At 72.4% G+C, this 18077-nt stretch carries 18 protein-coding genes; 8 read left to right on the top strand and 10 right to left on the bottom strand.

Translation table 11 applies throughout. From position 1 onward, the window contains the following. Positions 1-7: 7 nt before the first annotated feature. Positions 8-1747: a L,D-transpeptidase family protein gene (locus LY05_RS10575; RefSeq protein ID WP_148923153.1), complete on the bottom strand. Its 1740-nt coding sequence runs from the start codon at positions 1745-1747 to the stop codon at positions 8-10. A gap of 293 nt (positions 1748-2040) precedes the next feature. On the opposite strand from LY05_RS10575, the gene mepK reads away from it, so the two are divergent. After that, a complete protein-coding gene (mepK, locus tag LY05_RS10580) occupies positions 2041-2604 on the top strand; it encodes a peptidoglycan L,D-endopeptidase MepK (RefSeq protein WP_072747579.1) in 564 nt (187 codons plus the stop codon). A 4-nt stretch (positions 2605-2608) separates the two neighbouring features. Here mepK and LY05_RS10585 read toward each other — a convergent pair whose 3' ends face one another. Further along, positions 2609-3241: an NnrU family protein gene (locus tag LY05_RS10585; RefSeq protein ID WP_170258975.1), complete on the bottom strand. Its 633-nt coding sequence runs from the start codon at positions 3239-3241 to the stop codon at positions 2609-2611. An 824-nt stretch (positions 3242-4065) separates the two neighbouring features. Here LY05_RS10585 and LY05_RS10590 point away from each other — a divergent pair. Continuing rightward, a complete protein-coding gene (locus LY05_RS10590) occupies positions 4066-4833 on the top strand; it encodes a CbiX/SirB N-terminal domain-containing protein (RefSeq protein WP_148923155.1) in 768 nt (255 codons plus the stop codon). A 12-nt stretch (positions 4834-4845) separates the two neighbouring features. Here LY05_RS10590 and LY05_RS10595 read toward each other — a convergent pair whose 3' ends face one another. Together LY05_RS10595 and LY05_RS10600 are read right to left on the bottom strand one after the other, a co-directional pair. Then, positions 4846-5601, bottom strand: a complete 756-nt coding sequence (locus LY05_RS10595) for an SDR family NAD(P)-dependent oxidoreductase (RefSeq protein ID WP_148923156.1) — start codon at positions 5599-5601, stop codon at positions 4846-4848. A 10-nt stretch (positions 5602-5611) separates the two neighbouring features. Continuing rightward, entirely contained in the window at positions 5612-6586 is a 975-nt protein-coding gene (locus LY05_RS10600; protein ID WP_148923157.1) for an NADPH:quinone oxidoreductase family protein, read from the bottom strand. Between the two features lie 303 nt (positions 6587-6889). On the opposite strand from LY05_RS10600, the gene pimC reads away from it, so the two are divergent. Both pimC and LY05_RS10610 read left to right on the top strand, forming a co-directional pair. After that, complete coding sequence (gene pimC, locus LY05_RS10605; protein ID WP_148923158.1) at positions 6890-8086, top strand: pimeloyl-CoA dehydrogenase large subunit; 1197 nt, start codon at positions 6890-6892, stop codon at positions 8084-8086. Positions 8087-8107: 21 nt separating this feature from the next. Then, positions 8108-9244: an acyl-CoA dehydrogenase family protein gene (locus tag LY05_RS10610; protein ID WP_072747573.1), complete on the top strand. Its 1137-nt coding sequence runs from the start codon at positions 8108-8110 to the stop codon at positions 9242-9244. 262 nt (positions 9245-9506) lie between these two features. Here the strand turns inward: LY05_RS10610 and LY05_RS10615 are convergent, their stop codons facing one another. Beyond that, a complete protein-coding gene (locus LY05_RS10615) occupies positions 9507-10307 on the bottom strand; it encodes a crotonase/enoyl-CoA hydratase family protein (RefSeq protein ID WP_072747572.1) in 801 nt (266 codons plus the stop codon). Between the two features lie 57 nt (positions 10308-10364). Here LY05_RS10615 and LY05_RS10620 point away from each other — a divergent pair, with 57 nt between their 5' ends. Beyond that, positions 10365-10817 (top strand): DUF2799 domain-containing protein, encoded by a 453-nt coding sequence (locus tag LY05_RS10620; protein WP_148923159.1) that lies wholly within the window; start codon positions 10365-10367, stop codon positions 10815-10817. A 6-nt stretch (positions 10818-10823) separates the two neighbouring features. Here the strand turns inward: LY05_RS10620 and LY05_RS10625 are convergent, their stop codons facing one another. Further along, positions 10824-11615 carry a class I SAM-dependent methyltransferase gene (locus LY05_RS10625; RefSeq protein ID WP_091764219.1) on the bottom strand — a complete coding sequence of 264 codons (792 nt, stop codon included), beginning with the start codon at positions 11613-11615 and terminating at the stop codon, positions 10824-10826. Between the two features lie 95 nt (positions 11616-11710). Here LY05_RS10625 and gloB point away from each other — a divergent pair, with 95 nt between their 5' ends. The 3 genes from gloB (at position 11711) to LY05_RS10640 (ending at position 14076) form a co-directional block, all read left to right on the top strand. After that, a complete protein-coding gene (gene gloB, locus LY05_RS10630) occupies positions 11711-12478 on the top strand; it encodes a hydroxyacylglutathione hydrolase (RefSeq protein WP_148923160.1) in 768 nt (255 codons plus the stop codon). Next, complete coding sequence (locus LY05_RS10635) at positions 12478-13449, top strand: ABC transporter ATP-binding protein (protein WP_148923161.1); 972 nt, start codon at positions 12478-12480, stop codon at positions 13447-13449. The genes gloB and LY05_RS10635 overlap by 1 nt, the downstream gene beginning before the upstream one ends. Positions 13450-13515: 66 nt before the next feature. Beyond that, positions 13516-14076, top strand: coding sequence for an NADPH-dependent FMN reductase (locus LY05_RS10640; protein ID WP_148923162.1), 561 nt, complete (start codon positions 13516-13518; stop codon positions 14074-14076). 123 nt (positions 14077-14199) lie between these two features. Here the strand turns inward: LY05_RS10640 and LY05_RS10645 are convergent, their stop codons facing one another. Genes LY05_RS10645 through LY05_RS10660 form a run of 4 tightly spaced genes read right to left on the bottom strand, consistent with a single transcriptional unit; the run spans position 14200 to position 18050 of the window. After that, positions 14200-15519, bottom strand: a complete 1320-nt coding sequence (locus LY05_RS10645) for a branched-chain amino acid ABC transporter permease (RefSeq protein WP_148923163.1) — start codon at positions 15517-15519, stop codon at positions 14200-14202. Then, positions 15519-16526, bottom strand: coding sequence for a branched-chain amino acid ABC transporter permease (locus LY05_RS10650; RefSeq protein ID WP_072747632.1), 1008 nt, complete (start codon positions 16524-16526; stop codon positions 15519-15521). The genes LY05_RS10645 and LY05_RS10650 overlap by 1 nt, the downstream gene beginning before the upstream one ends. A gap of 16 nt (positions 16527-16542) precedes the next feature. Next, positions 16543-17253 carry an ABC transporter ATP-binding protein gene (locus tag LY05_RS10655; RefSeq protein WP_072747566.1) on the bottom strand — a complete coding sequence of 237 codons (711 nt, stop codon included), beginning with the start codon at positions 17251-17253 and terminating at the stop codon, positions 16543-16545. Next, positions 17250-18050: an ABC transporter ATP-binding protein gene (locus tag LY05_RS10660; RefSeq protein ID WP_072747565.1), complete on the bottom strand. Its 801-nt coding sequence runs from the start codon at positions 18048-18050 to the stop codon at positions 17250-17252. Before LY05_RS10660 ends, LY05_RS10655 begins: the two co-directional genes overlap by 4 nt. Positions 18051-18077 lie beyond the last annotated feature (27 nt).

The following is an 18077-nucleotide window of genomic DNA, read 5'->3' on the forward strand; positions in this document are numbered from 1 at the left end:
GGCGCGCTCAGCCCTCGCCGGGCCCCGCCTCGGCCACGCGCGCGCCCTCGCCCGAGGGGGGGTCGCTCAGGCCCTGCGCGCGCAGCGCCTCGTAAAGCCGGGCGTCGCGCCCGTAGACGTCGGCGCGGAACTGCGGCGTGCCGTCCGCCGCGACCCAGACCGTGCGATAGCCGATATGCACCGGCATCGGCGGCCGCAGCGTCACATAGACCTCGCGCCCGGCCTCGAGCCAGCGCGCCATGCGCTCATCGACATCGGGATATTGCGGCGCAAGCAGGCGCCGCGCCAGCGCGAAGGGGTCCTCGACGCGCACGCAGCCATGCGAATAGGCGCGCCGGTCGCGCGCGAACAGCCGCTTGGCCGGCGTGTCGTGCATGTAGATGCTGAAGCGGTTGGGGAACATGAACTTCACGCGCCCCAGCGCGTTCTCCTCGCTCGGATCCTGCTTGACGAGGAAGGGGAAGCGATCGGCGTCGAAGGCCGAGAAGTCGGCCGGCATCTGCTCGGGCGGCAGGGGCGCGCCGTCGCGGCCGACAAGGCGCATGCCGTTGCGCTCGAGATAGGCGGGGTCCTCGCGCAGCTTGGGCAGGATCTCCTTGACCGCGATCGAGCGCGGCACGTTCCAGATCGGGTTGAAGACGAGATGGGTCATCTCGTCGTCGAACTCGGGCGTGCGGAACCTGGGCGCCTTGCCCGCCACGATGCGCGCCGAGTGGACGGGCGCGCCATTCTCGAACAGCGTCATGCGGAAATCGGCCAGGTTGACCTCGATCCGCCGGGGCGCCGGCGCGCGCGGCCGCCAGCGGATGCGCTCGAGATTGACCGCCGCCTGGCGCATCCGGTCCTGCGCCGAGGCGCCGAGCGCCTCGAAGCTGAGCGCGCCGGCCACGCCGTCATCGTTCAGGCCGTGCCGGCGCTGAAAGGCGCGCAGCGCCCGCTCGAGCGCTTCGTCGAAAAGCTCGGGGTCCTCGGCGGGCGCGGGCTCGGCCAGATCGCCCATCAGCGCAAGGCGCGCGCGCAGCCGCGCCACGCGCGGGCCGCGATCGCCGCGCCGCAAGGTCGGGCCGCTCAGATCCTCGGGCGGCCAGACGCCGGCGCGCGCAAGGCGCCCGAGCTCGGCGTAGAGCGCGCGCAGGGCGGCGTAGTCGGCGTTGGCCGGCGCCAGCGATTCCAGCGCCGCGCGCAGGGCGGCCCCATCGCGCGCCTGGGCGGCCAGCGCGATCAGACGCTCGGGCGCGGGGCGCTCTGGGCGGATCTGGATCTCGGGATCCACGCGCGAGGGGTCGAGCGCCCCCGAGGCGAGCCCCGTTCCCACGCGCAGCAACGCGCGGCTGAGCGCCGCCTCGGCCCGCGCGGCGGCGCGCATCGCATCCGGCCCCGGCGCCTGGGCGCGCGCCATGGCGGCGCGCAGATCCTCGGCCAGCCCCGCCGGCAAGGGCAGCGCATGCGCGCTCGCGTCTTCGATCGCGGACAGAAGTCCGCCCGCCCGCCCGCGCCCCGCATCGTCGAGCCAGAGCGGGCGCCATGCCCGCGCCTCGTAGGCGCGGCGCAGCGCGGCGTCTCCGGCCAGCTCGGCGCCCAGCGCGGCCGGCCACGAGGCCTCGTCCCAAGGCGCGGGCGCAAGCGCGCCCCGCTCCTGCGCGGCCCCCGAGGCGGCCCCCGAGGCGGCGCGCGGCCCGGAAAGGTCCGGCGCCAGCGTCAGCGCCAGAAGCAGCGCAAGAGGGATCGCGAAAGGCCTGAAAATCATCGTTGCACTCCGAACACGGCGCCAAGGGCTTTGCGTCGCATCATAGACGCGCCGCCCTCGCGGCACGAGAATGACGCGCGATGCGTGAGCAAATCGTGATCATGCGTGGGATTTTCGTCGCAGAAGCGGCCCGCCCCGCCGGCCGCGCCCGGCCGATGGGCGCCGAAATTGCGGCGAATCTGCAACTTGGCGCGACATTCGCCTCATGTGATATGGTTGACGCAATGCTCCGCAACCGGGGCGAAGCCGGGCAACTCCGGCGGCGTAGTGTGAACGAGGCGGCAGGAAGCATCATGACCATGGACCAGCGGCTCACCCGCAGGGGCCTTCTCGGGCTGATCGGCGCCGGAGCGGCGCTTGCCGCGGCGCCCGGGCTGGCGGCGCCGGCGACCTTGCGCGGCAAGGGCGACTATCGCGCGATCCACCTCTTCAGCTCGCGGCTTGGCGAAAGCGTCAATACGGTCTACTGGATCGACGGCGAATACATTCCCGAGGCGCTCGACGAAATCAGCCATCTGCTGCGCGACTGGCGCCAGGATCTGGTCAAGCCCATCGACCCGCGCGTGATCGACATTCTGGCCGAGGCGCACCGCAAGCTGGACGCGGCCGAACCCTTCGAGGTCGTCTCGGGCTATCGCAGCCCCCAGACCAACGCCATGCTGCGCCGGCGCAGCAGCGGCGTGGCGCGCAACAGCTATCACATCAAGGCCATGGCGGCGGACGTGACCATGCGCTCGCGCAGCGTGGAGCAGATGTATCGCGCCGGCCTGTCCTGCCATGGCGGCGGCGTGGGCCGTTACTCGCGCTCGGGCTTCGTGCACATGGATTGCGGCCCCGTGCGCAGCTGGGGCCGCTGAGCGCTCAGAACCAAGCCAGCGGATCCGGCCCGATCAACGCCGGATGCAGGCGCAAAAGCGCCAGCCAAAGCGCCGCGCCCGCCGCCGCCTCGACGGCGAGGCGCGCCGACGCGGCGCGGCGAAGGCGCGCGGCAAGGCGGCCCGAGCGCGGCGGCGCGCGCCGCTCGAACGCCGCGACGCCGGCCAGGGCGAACAGCGCGAAGCCGCCGAACATCATCGCCGCGACCGCGTCGCCATTGGCGATCAGATGCGCCAGCGCCCAAAGGAACAGCCCCCACAAGAGCGGATGCCGCGTCAGCGCCGCCACCCCGTCGGGGCTGGCCGGCGCCGCGCCGGGCAGGATCGAGACGGAATGCGGATTGGGCCGCGCCGCCCCGGCCGCCAGCAGGATCGAGGCCGGCAGCATGAGCGCCACCGCCGCGGCGGCCGTCTCGGGGCCCGAGGGCCAGAGCTCGACGGTGGGCGCGCGCAGCGCCGCCGAGATCGTCCAGGCCAGAGCCCCGACCGACAGCGCGCTGTAGAGCGCGACGTAGCGCCCGCGTCCAAGGCGCGCGATGAGCCTTGCGCGCAGGTCTGCGACGCGCGGCGCCAGGTGCAGGGCCAGAAAGACGGCGTAGGCGGCGAGAAACTCGGCCATCGGGCGCTCCGCGAGCATGGCGACGATCCGGCCTCCGTTCTGGACCGCGCGAAGACGGCGCGCAAGCCCCCGCCGGCGGCCCGCAGCGGCGGGCCGATGCCGCGCCGGGCGCGGCGGCGCGCGAAGCGGCGCCTTGGGGCGCACGGCGCCGACGCCCACGCGAGCGGCGGGCCGAATGCGCGGCCCCGGCGGCGCCGGGCCCGAGGGCGGCGCGCCGTCGAGGCGCAAGGGGCGCCCGAGGCGCGCGCCGGCGGCATGGTCGGCTTGCAAGCCGACCGGGCGAATGCCGGTCGCGCGGGCCCGGCCCCATCGGTCGGCCGCGCAAGGCGTCGTCGAAGGGAACGCAAGGCGCAGGCCATCCGCCGCACCGCCCGGCCCATGCCCGGACGTCGCGCGGGAAAGCCATGCCGGAACGAAGCATCGCGCGGCGCCGGTGCGTGGAAGCCGAGACGAGGTTGATGAGCGGAACCTGGTGCAGCGCGCCGCCGCCCGATTGACGGTCGCGCGGCCCCCCGAAACGCCCTGCGCCCCGCCCGCGCCGGTCGGCGATGGCGCTAGCGGATCCGCCCCGCCAAGCCCGAGCCCAAGCGCGAAAAGCCCGGGTCGGCCTTCGCGCGAGCGGAAGCGCCCGCGCCCATCGCCCGATGCGCTCGGCGCCCGGCGGCGCCTCCTTCGCGAATGGCGCGATCCCTGGAACGCGGGGCCCGCGCCGCCGCCGCAAGGGCGCGATCCGCCCCTCGCCGCCCCTTGCCCGCCGCGCGCTCAGGGCTAACTTGCGCGGCGCGGGCGAAGCGCCGCCGCGCCGGACACCGAAGGAGCTTGACATGAACGCACCCGCGCTCTCGCCGCCCGCGGTCGCGCTGCTCATCGCTCATGGCTCGCCCAGCCAGCCCGAGCGGGCCGAAGCCGCCTTCGCCGACATCGCCGCGCGCGCCGAGGCGCTGGCGGCGCCGGCGCGCATCATCTCGGCCACCCTGGCCGCGCCGGGCGCGCTGGCGCGGGCGCTGACGGAAGCGGGCGCGCTGGCGGGACCGGGGGCCGAGGCGGCGGCGCTGCCCTTCTTCATGACCGATGGCTGGTTCGCCTCGGACGAGCTGCCGCGCCGTCTGGCCGAAGCCGCGCGCGCCTGCGCCGGCGCGCCGCGGCTGCGCCTGCTGCCCCCCTTCGGCGCAGAGCCCGAGCTGGTCGAGATCGGCGCCGCGCGCGCCCGCGCGGGGGCGCTGGCGGCGGGGTTCGATCCCGCCGAGGCGACGCTGGTCGTGGCCGCGCATGGATCGCCCTCGGACCCGCGCCCCGGCGCGGCGGCGCGCGACTGGGCGCGGCGGGTGCGCCGGCTGGCCGGCTTCGGGGCGCTGAGGGTGGGCTTCGCCGACGAGGCGCCCAGCCTTGCCGAGGCCCTGCGCGTGCGCGGCCCGGCGGTGTGCCTGCCCTTCTTCATCGGCCATGCCGGCCATGCCGAGCGCGACCTGCCCGAGGCCGCGCAAGAGGCGCGCTATGCGGGCGTCATGCTCGACCCGATCGGCGCCGATCCCGAGACCCCGCGCCTGATCGCGCAGGCGCTGGCGCGGGCCGCCCCGCGCCCCGCGCCCTGAGCGCAGGCGCCCTCAGCAGACCGTCTCGCCGCCATCGGCCACGATCACCTGACCGGTGATGTAGGCCGCGGCCGGCGAGCACAGGAAATGCACCACCCCGGCGATGTCGTCGGGCACGCCGATGCGGCGCAGGGGGTTCTTCTCTTCGGACTGGCGCCGGCGCTCGGGATCGTCGGTCAGCGCCTTGGCGAAATCGGTCGCCACCAGCCCCGGCGCGACCGCGTTGACGCGCACGCCCTTCGGGCCCCACTCGACCGCCAGATTGCGCGCCAGCGAAGCCTCGGCCGCCTTGGACATGCCGTAGCACCCGATGACCGCGTTGCCGCGCAGCGCCGCGATCGAGCTGAGCAGCACCACCGCTCCGCCGCCATTGGCCGCCATCTGCGGCAGCACCAGATTGGTCAGCCAGATGGTCGAGAGCACGTTCACCGTCATGATCTTGTGAAACGCGTCGTCGCTCAGCGCCGAGATCGGCCCGTAGACCGGGTTCGTGGCCGCGTTGCACACCAGAATGTCGATGCGCCCCCAATGGGCCAGCGTCTTCTCGACCAGCTCCTCGATCTGGGCCTTTTCGCCCACATGGCAGGGAATGGCGATGGCCTCGCCGCCGGCGGCGCGGATCTCTTCGGCCACGGCCTCGCAAGGGCCGGCCTTGCGCGACGAGATCACCACCTTGGCGCCCGAGCGCGCCATCTGCATCGCGGTCGCCTTGCCGATGCCGCGCGACGAGCCGGTGATGACGGCGACCTTGCCTGAAATGTCGAACATGGCGGCCTCCTCAGGGCTTGAGCACGATCTTGCCGATCGCCTGGCGGTTCATGAGCATGCGCAGCGCCTCGGGCGCCTGCTCGAGCGGCAGCACATGGCTGACGCGCGGCTTGAGCTTGCCCTCGGCGTGCCAGGCGAAGAGCTGCTCGAAATTGCGCCGGTCCTCTTCGGGTTCGCGCATGCGGAAGGCGCCCCAGAACACGCCCACGATGTCGCAGCCCTTGAGCAGCGGCAGGTTCATCGGAACCTTGGGAATGGTCCCCGAGGCGAAGCCGATCACCAGCACGCGGCCCTTCCAGGCGGTGGCGCGCAGGGCCTGCTCGAACAGATCGCCCCCGACGGGGTCGTAGGTCACGTCCACGCCGTTGCCGCCGGTCAGCTTCTTGAGCTTGTCCTTGATCTCGCCGTCGGAATAGTCGAGCAGCTCGTCCGCGCCGGCGGCGCGCGCGGCTTCGAGCTTCTCTTCGCTCGAGGCCGCGGCGATCACCTTCGCGCCCATCAGCTTGCCGATCTCGACCGCCGCAAGGCCGACGCCGCCGCCCGCGCCCAGCACCAGCAGCGTCTCGCCCGGCTGCAGGCGCCCGCGCTGCTTGAGCGCGTGCATCGAGGTGCCGTAGGTCATCGAGAAGCCCGCCGCCGTGACCCCGTCCATCGACTCGGGCCGGCGCATGAGCGCGGCCGCCGGCGCCAGGATCTGCTCGGCGAAGCCGCCATAGCCCGTCATGGCGATGACGGGATCGCCGGGGCTCCAGCCGCTCACGCCCTCGCCCACCGCATCGACCACGCCGGCCACCTCGCCGCCGGGCGAGAAGGGCGGCTCGGCGCGCAGCTGATACTTGCCCTCGATGATGAGCGTGTCGGGAAAATTGACGCCGCACCCCTCGACGCGGATGCGCACCTGGCCCTTGCCCGGCTCGGGCACGGGAACCTCCTGCACCGCCAGCTTCTCGGGCGGGCCGAACTCGGAACAGATCACAGCGCGCATGTCGCCTCCCTTTCGATCGTTTCGCCTGGCGCGGCGGCCGCGCCGCCGCTCCTGCGGGCACATTGCCCGCCGCGAAACAAGATTTCAACATGCAGAACGGCCGACCCGCCGGCCGCCCGCGCTGACGTGGCGGCGCCCGCGGCCGGAGACGTTGACAGGGACCGGGGCGCACCTTAGCGTTTCGGCGGCATTGCGGAACGCGCTTTCGCAAGCCGCCGACGCCGCGCCGCCCGCCCCCCGCAAGGCCGGCGCGCGCGGCGCGGCGGCGCGCAGGCCGCGCCCCGCCCCCGACAGGAGACGAGCATGGAACTGGCCTTCACCAAAGAGGAACTCGCCTTCCGCGACGAGGTCCGCGCCTTCATCGACGCGAACCTGCCCGCGCGCATCCGCGACAAGCTGCGCGACGGAAGGCACCTTTCGAAGGAAGAGATCGTGGAGTGGACCCGCATCCTTCACAAGAAGGGCTGGTCCGTGCCCAAATGGCCCGTCGAATACGGCGGCTGCGACTGGACGCCGATCCAGCAATACATCTTCTCCGAAGAGCTGGCCGCCGCCCCCGCGCCCGAGCCGCTGCCCTTCGGCTACTCGATGGTCGGGCCGGTGATCTACACCTTCGGCAACGAGGCGCAGAAGAAGCGCTTCCTGCCGCGCATCGCCGACCTGTCGGACTGGTGGTGCCAGGGCTTTTCGGAACCGGGCGCGGGCTCGGACCTGGCCTCGCTCAAGACCCGCGCCGTGCGCGAGGGCGACCACTACGTCGTCAACGGCCAGAAGACCTGGACCACGCTCGCGCAGCATGCCGACTGGATCTTCTGCCTGGTGCGCACCGACCCCGAGGCCAAGAAGCAGCTGGGCATCTCGTTCCTGCTGATCGACATGAAGACCCCCGGCATCACCGTGCGCCCGATCCAGACCATCGACGGCGGGCACGAGATCAACGAGGTCTTCTTCGACGACGTGCGCGTGCCGGCCGAGAACCTGGTCGGCGAGGAGAACCGCGGCTGGGACTACGCCAAGTTCCTGCTCTCGAACGAGCGCGTGGGCATCGCGCGCGTGGGCGCCTCGAAGGCGCGCATCCGCCGCATCAAGGAGCTGGCCGCGCTCGAGCGCATCGGCGAGGGCCGCGTGATCGACGATCCGCGCTTCCGCGCCAAGCTGACCGAGGTCGAGATCGAGCTCAAGGCCCTCGAGATGACGCAGCTGCGCGTGCTCGCCTCCGAGGCCCGGAACGGCAAGGGCAAGCCCAACCCGGCCTCGTCGGTGCTCAAGATCAAGGGCTCCGAGATCCAGCAGGCGGTGACCGAGCTGCTGATGGACGTCGTCGGCCCCTACGCCCTGCCCCGAGCCCCGCAGGAGGACGGCTGGAACGAGCCCCCGGTCGGGCCCGACTGGGCCGACGCCGTGGCGCCGTCCTACTTCAACACCCGCAAGGTGTCGATCTATGGCGGTTCGAACGAGATTCAGAAGAACATCATCGCCAAGGCCATTCTGGGCCTGTGAAGCGGACGGAGAACGACGAGCATGGATTTCGACCTGAACGAGGAGCAGCGCCTTCTCAAGGAGAGCGTGGACCGTCTGCTGCTGGACCGCTACGACTTCGAGGCGCGCAAGCGCCACATGAGCGGCCCCGAGGGATGGAGCCCCGAGATCTGGGAAAGCTTCGCCGAGCTGGGGCTTCTGGCCCTGCCCTTCTCGGAAGAGGACGGCGGCTTCGGCGGCGGCGGCGCCGAGGCGATGCTGGTGATGGAGAGCTTCGGCCGCGCGCTGGTCGTCGAGCCCTATTTCGCCACGGTCATCCTGGGCGGCGGGCTGATGGCGCGCGCCGCCTCGGCCGAGCAGCGCGCCCGGGTGCTGCCCGGCGTGATCGAGGGGCGCACGCGGCTGGCCTTCGCCCATTCCGAGCGCCAGTCGCGCTATGACCTGGCCGATGTGCGCGCCACGGCCGTGCGCGACGGCGAGGGCTGGAAGCTGAACGGCGACAAGACGCTGGTGCTGCACGGCGACTGCGCGCAGCAGCTGATCGTGTCGGCGCGCGTGGCGGGCGGGCCGCGCGACGAGGGCGGCGTGGGCCTGTTCCTGGTCGCCGCCGACGCGCCCGGCCTGTCGCGGCGCGGCTACGCCACGCAGGACGGCATGCGAGCGGCCGAGGTCGCGCTGCGCGACGTGCGCGCCGAGGCGCTGGGCGATCCCGAGGGCGCCATGCCGATCATCCGCCAGGTCGCCGACGAGGCCGTCGCCGCCCTGTGCGCCGAGGCCGTCGGCGCCATGGAGCGGGCGCACGAGCTGACCATCGAATATCTCAAGACCCGCCAGCAGTTCGGGGTGCATATCGGCGCCTTCCAGGCCCTGCAGCACCGCGGCGCCGAGATGTTCGTGGCGCTCGAGCAGGCGCGCTCGATGGCGATGCTGGCGGCGATGATGTCGCGCGATCCCGACCCGGTCGAGCGCAGCCGCGCCGTGTCGGGCGCCAAGGTCCAGGTCGACCGCTCGGGCCGCTTCATCGGCCAGTCGGCCATCCAGCTGCATGGCGGCGTGGGCATGACGATGGAGTATGCCGTCGGTCACTACTTCAAGCGTCTGAGCATGATCGAGAAGACCTTCGGCGACATCGACCACCACCTGCGCCTGGTCTCCGAGGCGGGGGGCATGGCGCTCTGACCCCGGCCCGGGCCGCGGGACGAGACGGCGGCGGAGGTCATCCGCCGCCGTTTTCCTTTCGGCGGCTCCGGGCGCCATGGCCGCACCCCGCGCGCGCTCGCAAGCCGCAGGTTGCCCAGGCGCGGCGGGGCCGACGCCCGGCGCGCGCCCGAACCTTGGCGCAGGTGCTCAAGACGGGACCGAGACGCACGCCCCCCGGCGCATTTTCTCCGCAGCGCGCGCATGCGCGACGGGCCGCCCGACAAGGGGCGCGGCGCGCGGGTCAGTCGAAGCGCGGCGGCCGGCCCTCGAGCCCGGCGCGGACGCATTCGAGCTGCTCGGGACCGCCGATGATCTCCATCTGGATGCGGCTTTCGGCCATCAGGATCTCGGCCTCGCGATCCTCTTCGACCAGGTTCAGAAGCCGCTTGGCCGCGCGGATGGCGGCGGGGCTCTGAGCGGCGACGGTCGCGGCCAGCTGGCGCGCGCGGGCCAGCGGATCGTCGGCGATCTCGGTCACAAGGCCGAATTCCAGCGCCTTTGCGGCGTCGATCATCTCGGCCGTGTAGGTCAGACGCCGGATCACGTCGCCGCGCGCCAGCCGGCGCATCAGCGCCATGCCGCCCATGTCGGGCACGATGCCCCATTTCATCTCCATCACCGACACGCGCAGATCCGGCGCGGCCACGCGCATGTCCGCCCCCAGCGCGATCTGGAGCCCCCCGCCCAGCGCGACGCCATGCATCGCGGCGATGACGGGAATCGGCGCGCGTCGCCACATCATGGCCGCGTGCTGGAACAGGTTCGCGTCGCCCCGGTCCCGCACGGTCAGATCGCCCAGCCCCGCGCCCGGCTGGGCCATGCGCGCGAAGTTGCTCTTGTCGAGCCCGGCGCAAAAGGCCCGCCCTTCGCCGCGCAGAACCACGGCGCGCACCTGCGCATCGGCGCATGCGCGCTCGAGCGCCGCTTCCATGCCCGTTATCAGCTCGGGCGTGATGGCGTTCATGCGCTCGGGCCGGTTGAGGATGATCTCGGCCACATGGCCGTCCTTCTCCAGCAGAACGGGGGTCGCTTCGTCGGTCATGCCTGCCTCCTGTCCGCGCGCCTTGCCGGGGCCGCAATCGCGCGCCACTCTCGGGCCATGGAACAGAAGCGACTCGGCCATGGCAAGCGCGACGCGGCGGAAGCAGGGGCGCGGCGCGCGGCCCGCCGCGCCGGCCTGCTGGCGCTGGCGCTGGCGGCGCTGACCGCGGCGGGCGGCTGCGCGCCGCGCGCGGGCCTGGGTCCGCCGCCCGCCCCCGTCATCCGCGCCGGCGATTGCGAGGACCCGGACTGGATGCTGCTGGGCTTCGAGGACGGCCTGCGCGGCGTCGCCCCGGCGGCGCGCGGCTATGCGCTGCGGCGCGCGGCGTGCAAGCTGCCCAACGACCCCGACGACGCGCGCGCCTATGCCGCCGGACACGCGCGCGGCCTGCGCCGGCGCCCCGCCGCGGCCGACGCCCCGCCCGCCCGCTGGCCGCTGCCGCGCATCGGCGCGCATGTGGGGCTGGGCTCGGGCGGCTGGACGACGGGCGGCGTCTCGATCGGGTTCTGAGCGGGCCTAGCCCTCGGCCCTCCCGGCCCCGGCGCGATGGCTGCGCGCTCCGTCCGGGGCCGGACGGGGCCTGCCGGCCAGCCCGGCCAGCACGTCCTCGATCGAGGCGCGCGCCCGCTCGCGGCGCCCGCGCGGCAGGGCGTAGACCGTGCGCGTCGCCTCGACCAGCACCGCGCCCGCGAGGCGGTGCGCGCCAAGGCGGCGTCCGGCGCGTTCCCACAGCTGATGGGTCTTGAGCCAGAAGCGCCTGTGGCTGGGCGGCCCGAACAGGGCGGCGGCGTGACGCTCGGGCTCGAAGCCATGGGCGGCCAGCGCCGCGTCCAGCTGGGCCGCGCTGTAGGGCCGGCCGTAGCCGAAGGGCGTGGCGTCCGAGCGCGCCCACATGCCCGAGCGGTTGGGCGCGATGATCATGACCTTGCCGCCCGGCGCGAGAACGCGGCGCATCTCTTCGAGCAGGGCGTCGGGGCGCGCGCAGCTTTCCAGCCCATGGGCGACGATCAGCCGGTCGGCGAAGCCCACGGGCAAGGGCCAGTGAGTCTCCTCGACCAGGACCGAGACGTTCGGCCCCTCGGCCGGCCAGGGGCACACCCCCTGCGGCGCGGGCATCAGGCAGAGGGTGCGCGCGGCCTCGGCCATGTAGGGCCGCAGCAGCGGCGCGGCGAAGCCGAAGCCCACCACGGTCTCGCCGCGCGCCGATGGCCACAGCGCGGCCATGGCCTCGCGCAGGGCGCGCTGCGCCGCGCGCCCCAGCTGGGTGCGGTAGTAGAAGCGGCGAAGCTGGACCACGTCGAGATGCATTGCGCGGCTCCGAGGCTTGGGACAGGATGCGCCCGACCTTAACAGCTTCGCGCGCCCGGCGGTAACCCGGCCGCGCACCGCGAAAGGAGGCGCCGATGGCCCTGCACGTGACCGTGATCCCCTGCCTTTCCGACAACTACGGATACCTGATCCACGACGACGAAGCGGGCGTGAGCGCGCTGATCGACGCGCCCGAGGCCGCGCCGCTGCGCCGCGCCATCGAGGCGGCGGGGCGGGGGCTGGACCTGATCCTGCTGACCCACCACCACGCCGATCACGTCCAGGCCGCGGCCGAGCTGGCGCGCGCATACGGCGCGCGAATCGCCGGCCCGGCGGACGAGGCCGACAGGATGCCGCCCCTCGACCTGCATCTGCGCGACGGCGACGTGATAGCGGTGGGCGCGCAGCCGGCCCGGGTCATGGCCGTGCCGGGCCACACGCTGGGGCACATCGCCTATCACTTCCCCGACGCCGAGGTCGCCTTCACCGCCGACAGCCTCATGGCGCTGGGCTGCGGGCGCGTGTTCGAGGGCACGCATCTGATGATGTGGGAAAGCCTGAGCAAGCTGGCCGCCCTGCCCCCGCGCACGCGCATCTATTCGGGCCACAACTACGGCGCCGCCAACGGCCGCTTCGCCCTGACCATCGAGCCCGACAACGCGGCGCTGCGCGACCGGGTGGCGCGCATCGCGGCGCTGGACGCCGAGGGCGCGCCCATCGTCCCCGCCACGCTCGAGGAAGAGCTGGCCACCAATCCCTTCCTGCGCGCCTCGGTTCCGGCGGTGAAGGCGGCGGTCGGCCTGCCCGACGCCGACGACGCCGCCGTCTTCGCCGAGATCCGCCGGCGCAAGGACGCCTTCTGATGCCTCCGCCGCGCCCGGCGCCGCGCAAGATCCGCGCGCCGGGCGACGGCGCGCTGCCCGAAACGCTCTGGGGCTATGTCGTGCAGATGAGCGGCCGCAGCCAGCTGGGGCTGTGCCTGCTGGCGGTCGGGGTCTCGGCGCTGAACCTTGCGCCGGTCGAGCTGCAACGGCGCATCATCGACGACGCGATCGCCGCGGGCGACGCGGCGCTGCTGACGCGGCTTGCGGCCCTTTACGGCGCGGCGCTGCTGGTCCACCAGGGCGCCAAGTTCGCGTTGCGCATGTGGCAGGGGTGGATCTCGGAAAGCGCCATCGCCCATACCCGCCGGCGCGCGCTGGCGGCCAGGCGCGCGCGCACCGGCCAGAACGCGCCCAAGGGCGCGCCCATCGTCCTGGGCGCCGAGATCGACAAGCTGGGCGGCTTCGTGGGCGAAGGCCTGTCGGGCGCGGCGGCGAACCTGGCCATGCTGATCGGCGCGGCGGGCTACATGCTGGCGGTCGAGCCGACGATCGCCGCCTTCGCCATGCTGTTCCTGGCGCCCCAGCTGGCGCTGACGCCGCTCCTGCAGCGCCGGCTCAACGCGCTGATCGAAGAGCGCGTGGCCCTCGTGCGCGAGATGGGCGCGAGCGTGCGCAACCCCGACCTGTCGCCCGAGGCGCAGAGCGCGCAGATCGCGCCCATCTTCCGCAACCGGATGAAATTCCTGGCCTTGAAATTCGCCATGAAGGCGGCGCTGAACCTGTCCAGCGCGCTGGCGCCGCTGGCGGTGCTGGGCGTGGGCGGCATGATGGCCGTGCGCGGCGAAACCAGCGTCGGCGTGCTGGTGGCCTTCCTGTCCGGCTTCCAGCGCATCGCCGACCCGCTGCGCAAGACGGTCTCGTTCTACCGCCAATGGGCTCAGACCGAGGTCCAGCGCCGGATGGTCGCGCGCTGGATGCGCGGCGAGGACGGCCTAGATGAGGACGGCTGACGTCGCGCCCGCAGGCGGGCGCATGCCAACCGCCGCCGGCAAGGCGGCGCCGAAGAAGGAACCCCGATGACCGACGAACCGCTCTTGCTGCTCGTCTGCGGCTCGCTGCGCAAGGAAAGCCGGAACGCCGCGCTGTTGAACGAAGCCGCGCGCCTGTTCGGCCCCGCCCGGATCGAGCGCGCCGACCTGCGCCTGCCGCTATACGACGGCGATCTCGAGGCGCAGGGGATTCCGCCCGAGGTGATGCGCCTGGTCGAGCAGTTCCGCCGCGCCGACGCGGCGGCGATCGCCACGCCCGAGTACAACAAGAACCTGTCCGGCGTGCTCAAGAACGCGCTCGACTGGATCAGCCGCGTCAAGCCGCAGCCGCTTCTGGACAAGCCGGTCGCGATCATGTCCGCCGCGGCGGGGCGCTCGGGCGGCGAGCGCAGCCAGTTCTCGCTGCGCCACTGCCTGACGCCCTTCCAGCCGCGGGTGCTGCAGGGCCCCGAAGTGCTGATCGCCAACTGCGATCAGGCGTTCGACGAGGACGGGCGCCTGAAGGATGACCAGGCGCAGGCGCTGCTGCGGCGGCTGATGAACAAGCTGCGCGCCGAGATCGCGCTGCGCGCGGCGCAAGGCTCGTGACGCGCGGCCGCGCGCAGCGGGGGGCCTGAAGCGCCGCCGTCCGGGGGACCCGATGCGCCGGCGCGCGGCGCGGGCGGGCCGAAGCGCCGCCGCCGGACGCGCGCCCGACGGCGGCCGACGCGCCTAGCGGCGGATCTTTTCGGGCAGGATGCCCCTGGGCGCAAAGCGCAGCACCAGCAGCAGGATGAGCCCCATGAAGATCATCCGCATGTGCGGCGCGCCCTCGGACAGCGCCTGCGCCAGCGGGCTGCCCTCGGGCAGCAAGGCGCCCACGGTCTCGGCCAGCATCAACCCCGCCGGTTCGGCCTGAACCCAGACGAACCAGATCAGGAAGCCGCCCAGCACCGCGCCCCAGTTGTTGCCCGAGCCGCCCACGATCACCATCACCCAGATCAGGAATGTGTAGCGCAGCGGGTTGTAGGTTCCGGGCGTGAACTGACCGTCCAGCGTGGTCAGCATGGCGCCGGCCATGCCGATCACCGCCGAGCCCAGCACGAACACCTGCAGATGGCGCGCGGTCACGTCCTTGCCCATGGCCGCGGCCGCATGCTCGTTGTCGCGGATGGCGCGCATCATGCGCCCCCAGGGCGAGCGCAGCGCCCGCTCGGCCAGCCACAGGATCGCCAGCAGAACCGCCGCGAACAGCCCCGCATACATCGCCTTGACCGCCAGGCCCGAGGCCTCGGCCGGGTCCAGCCCCCAGGACTGCGCCTTGGCCACGAACCAGGCGCTCTGCTGCAGCTCCAGCTCGTAAGGCACCGGGCGCGACAGGCCGGACACGTTCTTGACCCCGCGCGCCAGCCAGTCCTCGTTCTTGATGATGGCGATGATGATCTCCGAGATGCCCAGCGTCGCGATGGCCAGATAATCCGAGCGCAGCCCCAGCGCGATCTTGCCCACCAGCCAGGCAGCCGCGGCCGCGAACAGCCCGCCCACCGGCCAGGACAGGATGATCGGCAGGCCAAGGCCGCCGATGTTGCCCGCGCTCGACGGGTCGATCGCCTCGATGGCCTCGACCGCCGGGTCGAAGAAATGCCGCGCCAGCGCATAGCCGCCCATGGCCAGGATGGCGGTCAGCGCCCCGCGCGCAAGGCCCGGCCGCATGCGCCGCCGGATGGCCGCGATCAGCGCCGCCGCCGCCAGCGCGCTGGCCGCCGCCGCGCCCAGCCCCGCGCCGCCGGCGCGCCATGCCTCGGGGCGGAAGGGCTCGGACACCAGCACCGCCGCCAGCCCGCCCAGCGCGACGAAACCCATCACGCCGGCATTGAACAGCCCCGCATAACCCCACTGGATGTTCAGCCCAAGCGCCATGATCGCCGAGATCAGGCACAGGTTGAGCATGGCCAGGCTGACCGACCAGCTCTGCGCATAGCCCACCGCGATCAGCAGCGCCGCCATCGCCCCGAAGGCCGCAAGGCCGCGGCCAAGCCCATTGCCCGCCATCACAGCACCCTTCCCTTGAAGATGCCCGTCGGCCGCACCAGCAGCACGACGACCAGGATGATGAAGCTGACCGCGAACTTGTAGTCGGTCGAGAGGATCTGCAGCAGCCCGTCGGGCTCCCACGCCGGGACCAGATAGGCGAAGAACTTGCGATAGGCGTAGGTCAGCGTGATTTCCGAGAAGGCGACCAGGTAGCCGCCCACGATGGCCCCGATCGGCTGGCCGATGCCCCCGACGATGGCGGCGGCGAAGATCGGCAGCAGAAGCTGGAAATAGGTGAAGGGCTTGAAGCTCTTGTCGAGGCCGTAGAGCACGCCGGCGATGGTCGCCAGCGCCGCGGCGATGATCCAGGTCACGCGCACCACCCGGTCGGGGTCCACGCCCGAGAGCAGCGCCAGATCCTCGTTGTCGGAATAGGCGCGCATGGCCTTGCCCGTGCGGGTGCGCTGAAGGAACCAGAACAGCGCCGCGACCACCAGCGCCGCCACGACCACGGTCAGCGCCTGGCTCTGACGCAGGGCGACGCCCTCGGCCAGCCCAGACCATTCCTTGAAGTCGCGGGCCGTGAAGACGAAGCGCGCGCCGTCGGCGAAGCGTTGATCGTTCGGCCCGATGATCAGGCGCACCAGACCGTTGAACAGGAACATCACGCCCACCGAGGCCATGACGAAGATCACCGGCTTGGCCCGCCGCGCGCGGTAGAAGCGGAACACCGCGCGGTCCGCGGCCAGGCTCAGCGCCACGGCGCCGAGAATGGCGACCGGCAGCGCCAGCAGCGCCGTCGGCAGCGGCGCGATGCCGATCCCCGCCCCCTGCAGCCCCCAGGTGGTCAGCACCGCCAGCATGGTGCCGAAGGCCATCAGGTCGCCATGGGCGAAATAGGCGAAGCGCAGGATCCCGAAGATCAGCGTCACGCCCAGCGCCCCCAGCGCCAGCTGCGAGCCATAGGCCAGCGCCGGGATCGCCACGAAATTCGCGAACAGCGCCAGCGCGTTGAGAATGTCGATCGTCTCGGGCACGGCCTCAGCCTCCCAGGAATGAACGGCGCACCTCGGGGTCGGCCAGCAGCTCGGCCCCCGTGCCCGTGTAGCGGTTGCGCCCCTGCACCAGCACATAGCCGCGGTCGGCGATGTTCAGCGCCTGGCGCGCGTTCTGCTCAACCATCAGCACGGCGATGCCCGCGCGGGCGATCTCGATGATGCGGTCGAACAGCTCATCCATGACGATGGGCGACACGCCTGCCGTCGGCTCGTCCAGCATCAGCACCGAGGGCCGCGTCATCAGCGCGCGCCCCACCGCCACCTGCTGGCGCTGGCCGCCCGACAGTTCGCCCGCGGGCTGGCGGCGCTTCTCGCGCAGCACGGGGAACAGCTCGAACACCTGCTCCATCGTGGCCGAGAAGTCGTCGTCGCGGATGAAGGCCCCCATCTCGAGATTCTCCTCGACGGTCATCGAGGCGAAGACGTTGTTCGTCTGCGGCACGAAGGCCATGCCCTCGCGCACGCGCTCCTGCGGGGTCAGGGCGGTGATGTCGCGCCCGCCCAGCCGAACCTGGCCCGCGCGCAGCGGCAGCATGCCGAACATCGCCTTCATGGCGGTCGACTTGCCGGCGCCGTTGGGGCCGACGATGACGGCGATCTCGCCCTTGTCCACGGCGATGGTCACGCCATGCAGGATGTCGGCGCCGCCATAGCCGCCGGTCATCTCGTCGCCGATCAGATAGCTGCCGGTCATGCGCGCGCCTCCGCCGCCCGCTGGGCGGGCGTCTTGTTCTTCAGGCCCGTGCCCAGATAGGCCTCGATCACGCGCTCGTCGTTCTTGATCTCTTCGGCCGTGCCCTGGGCCAGAACCTTGCCCTCGGCCATGCAGATCACCGGGTCGCACAGGCGCGAGATGAAATCCATGTCGTGCTCGATCATGCAGAAGGTGTAGCCGCGCTCGCGATTGAGGCGCAGGATCGCGTCGCCGATGGTGTTGAGCAGCGTGCGGTTCACGCCCGCGCCGACCTCGTCCAGGAACACGATGCGCGCGTCTGTCATCATGGTGCGCCCCAGCTCGAGCAGCTTCTTCTGGCCGCCCGACAGGTTGCCGGCCAGCTCGTCGGCGACGTGGCCGATCTCGAGAAACTCGATCACCTCGTCGGCGCGGGCGCGGATGCGCTCTTCCTCCTCGCGCACGGCGCCGCCGTGGAACCAGGCCTGCCACAGGCGCTCGCCCGGCTGGTTCGGCGGCACCATCATCAGATTCTCGCGCACCGTCAGGGTCGAGAACTCGTGCGCGATCTGGAAGGTGCGCAGCAGACCCTTGGCGAACAGCTGGTGAGGCTTGAGGCCGGTGATGTCCTCGCCGTCCAGATAGACCTTGCCCGAGGTCGGGGGAAAGGCCCCGGCGATGACGTTGAACAACGTCGTCTTTCCCGCTCCGTTGGGGCCGATCAGGCCGGTGATCGTCCCGGTCTTGATCTCGAGCGTCGCTCCGTCCACCGCGTGCACGCCGCCGAAATGCTTGTGCAGGTTCTCGACACGGATCATGAGACGCGTCCCGTCTTGTCAAAGACC

Source organism: Oceanicella actignis (genome assembly GCF_008124525.1).
Lineage (GTDB): Bacteria > Pseudomonadota > Alphaproteobacteria > Rhodobacterales > Rhodobacteraceae > Oceanicella > Oceanicella actignis.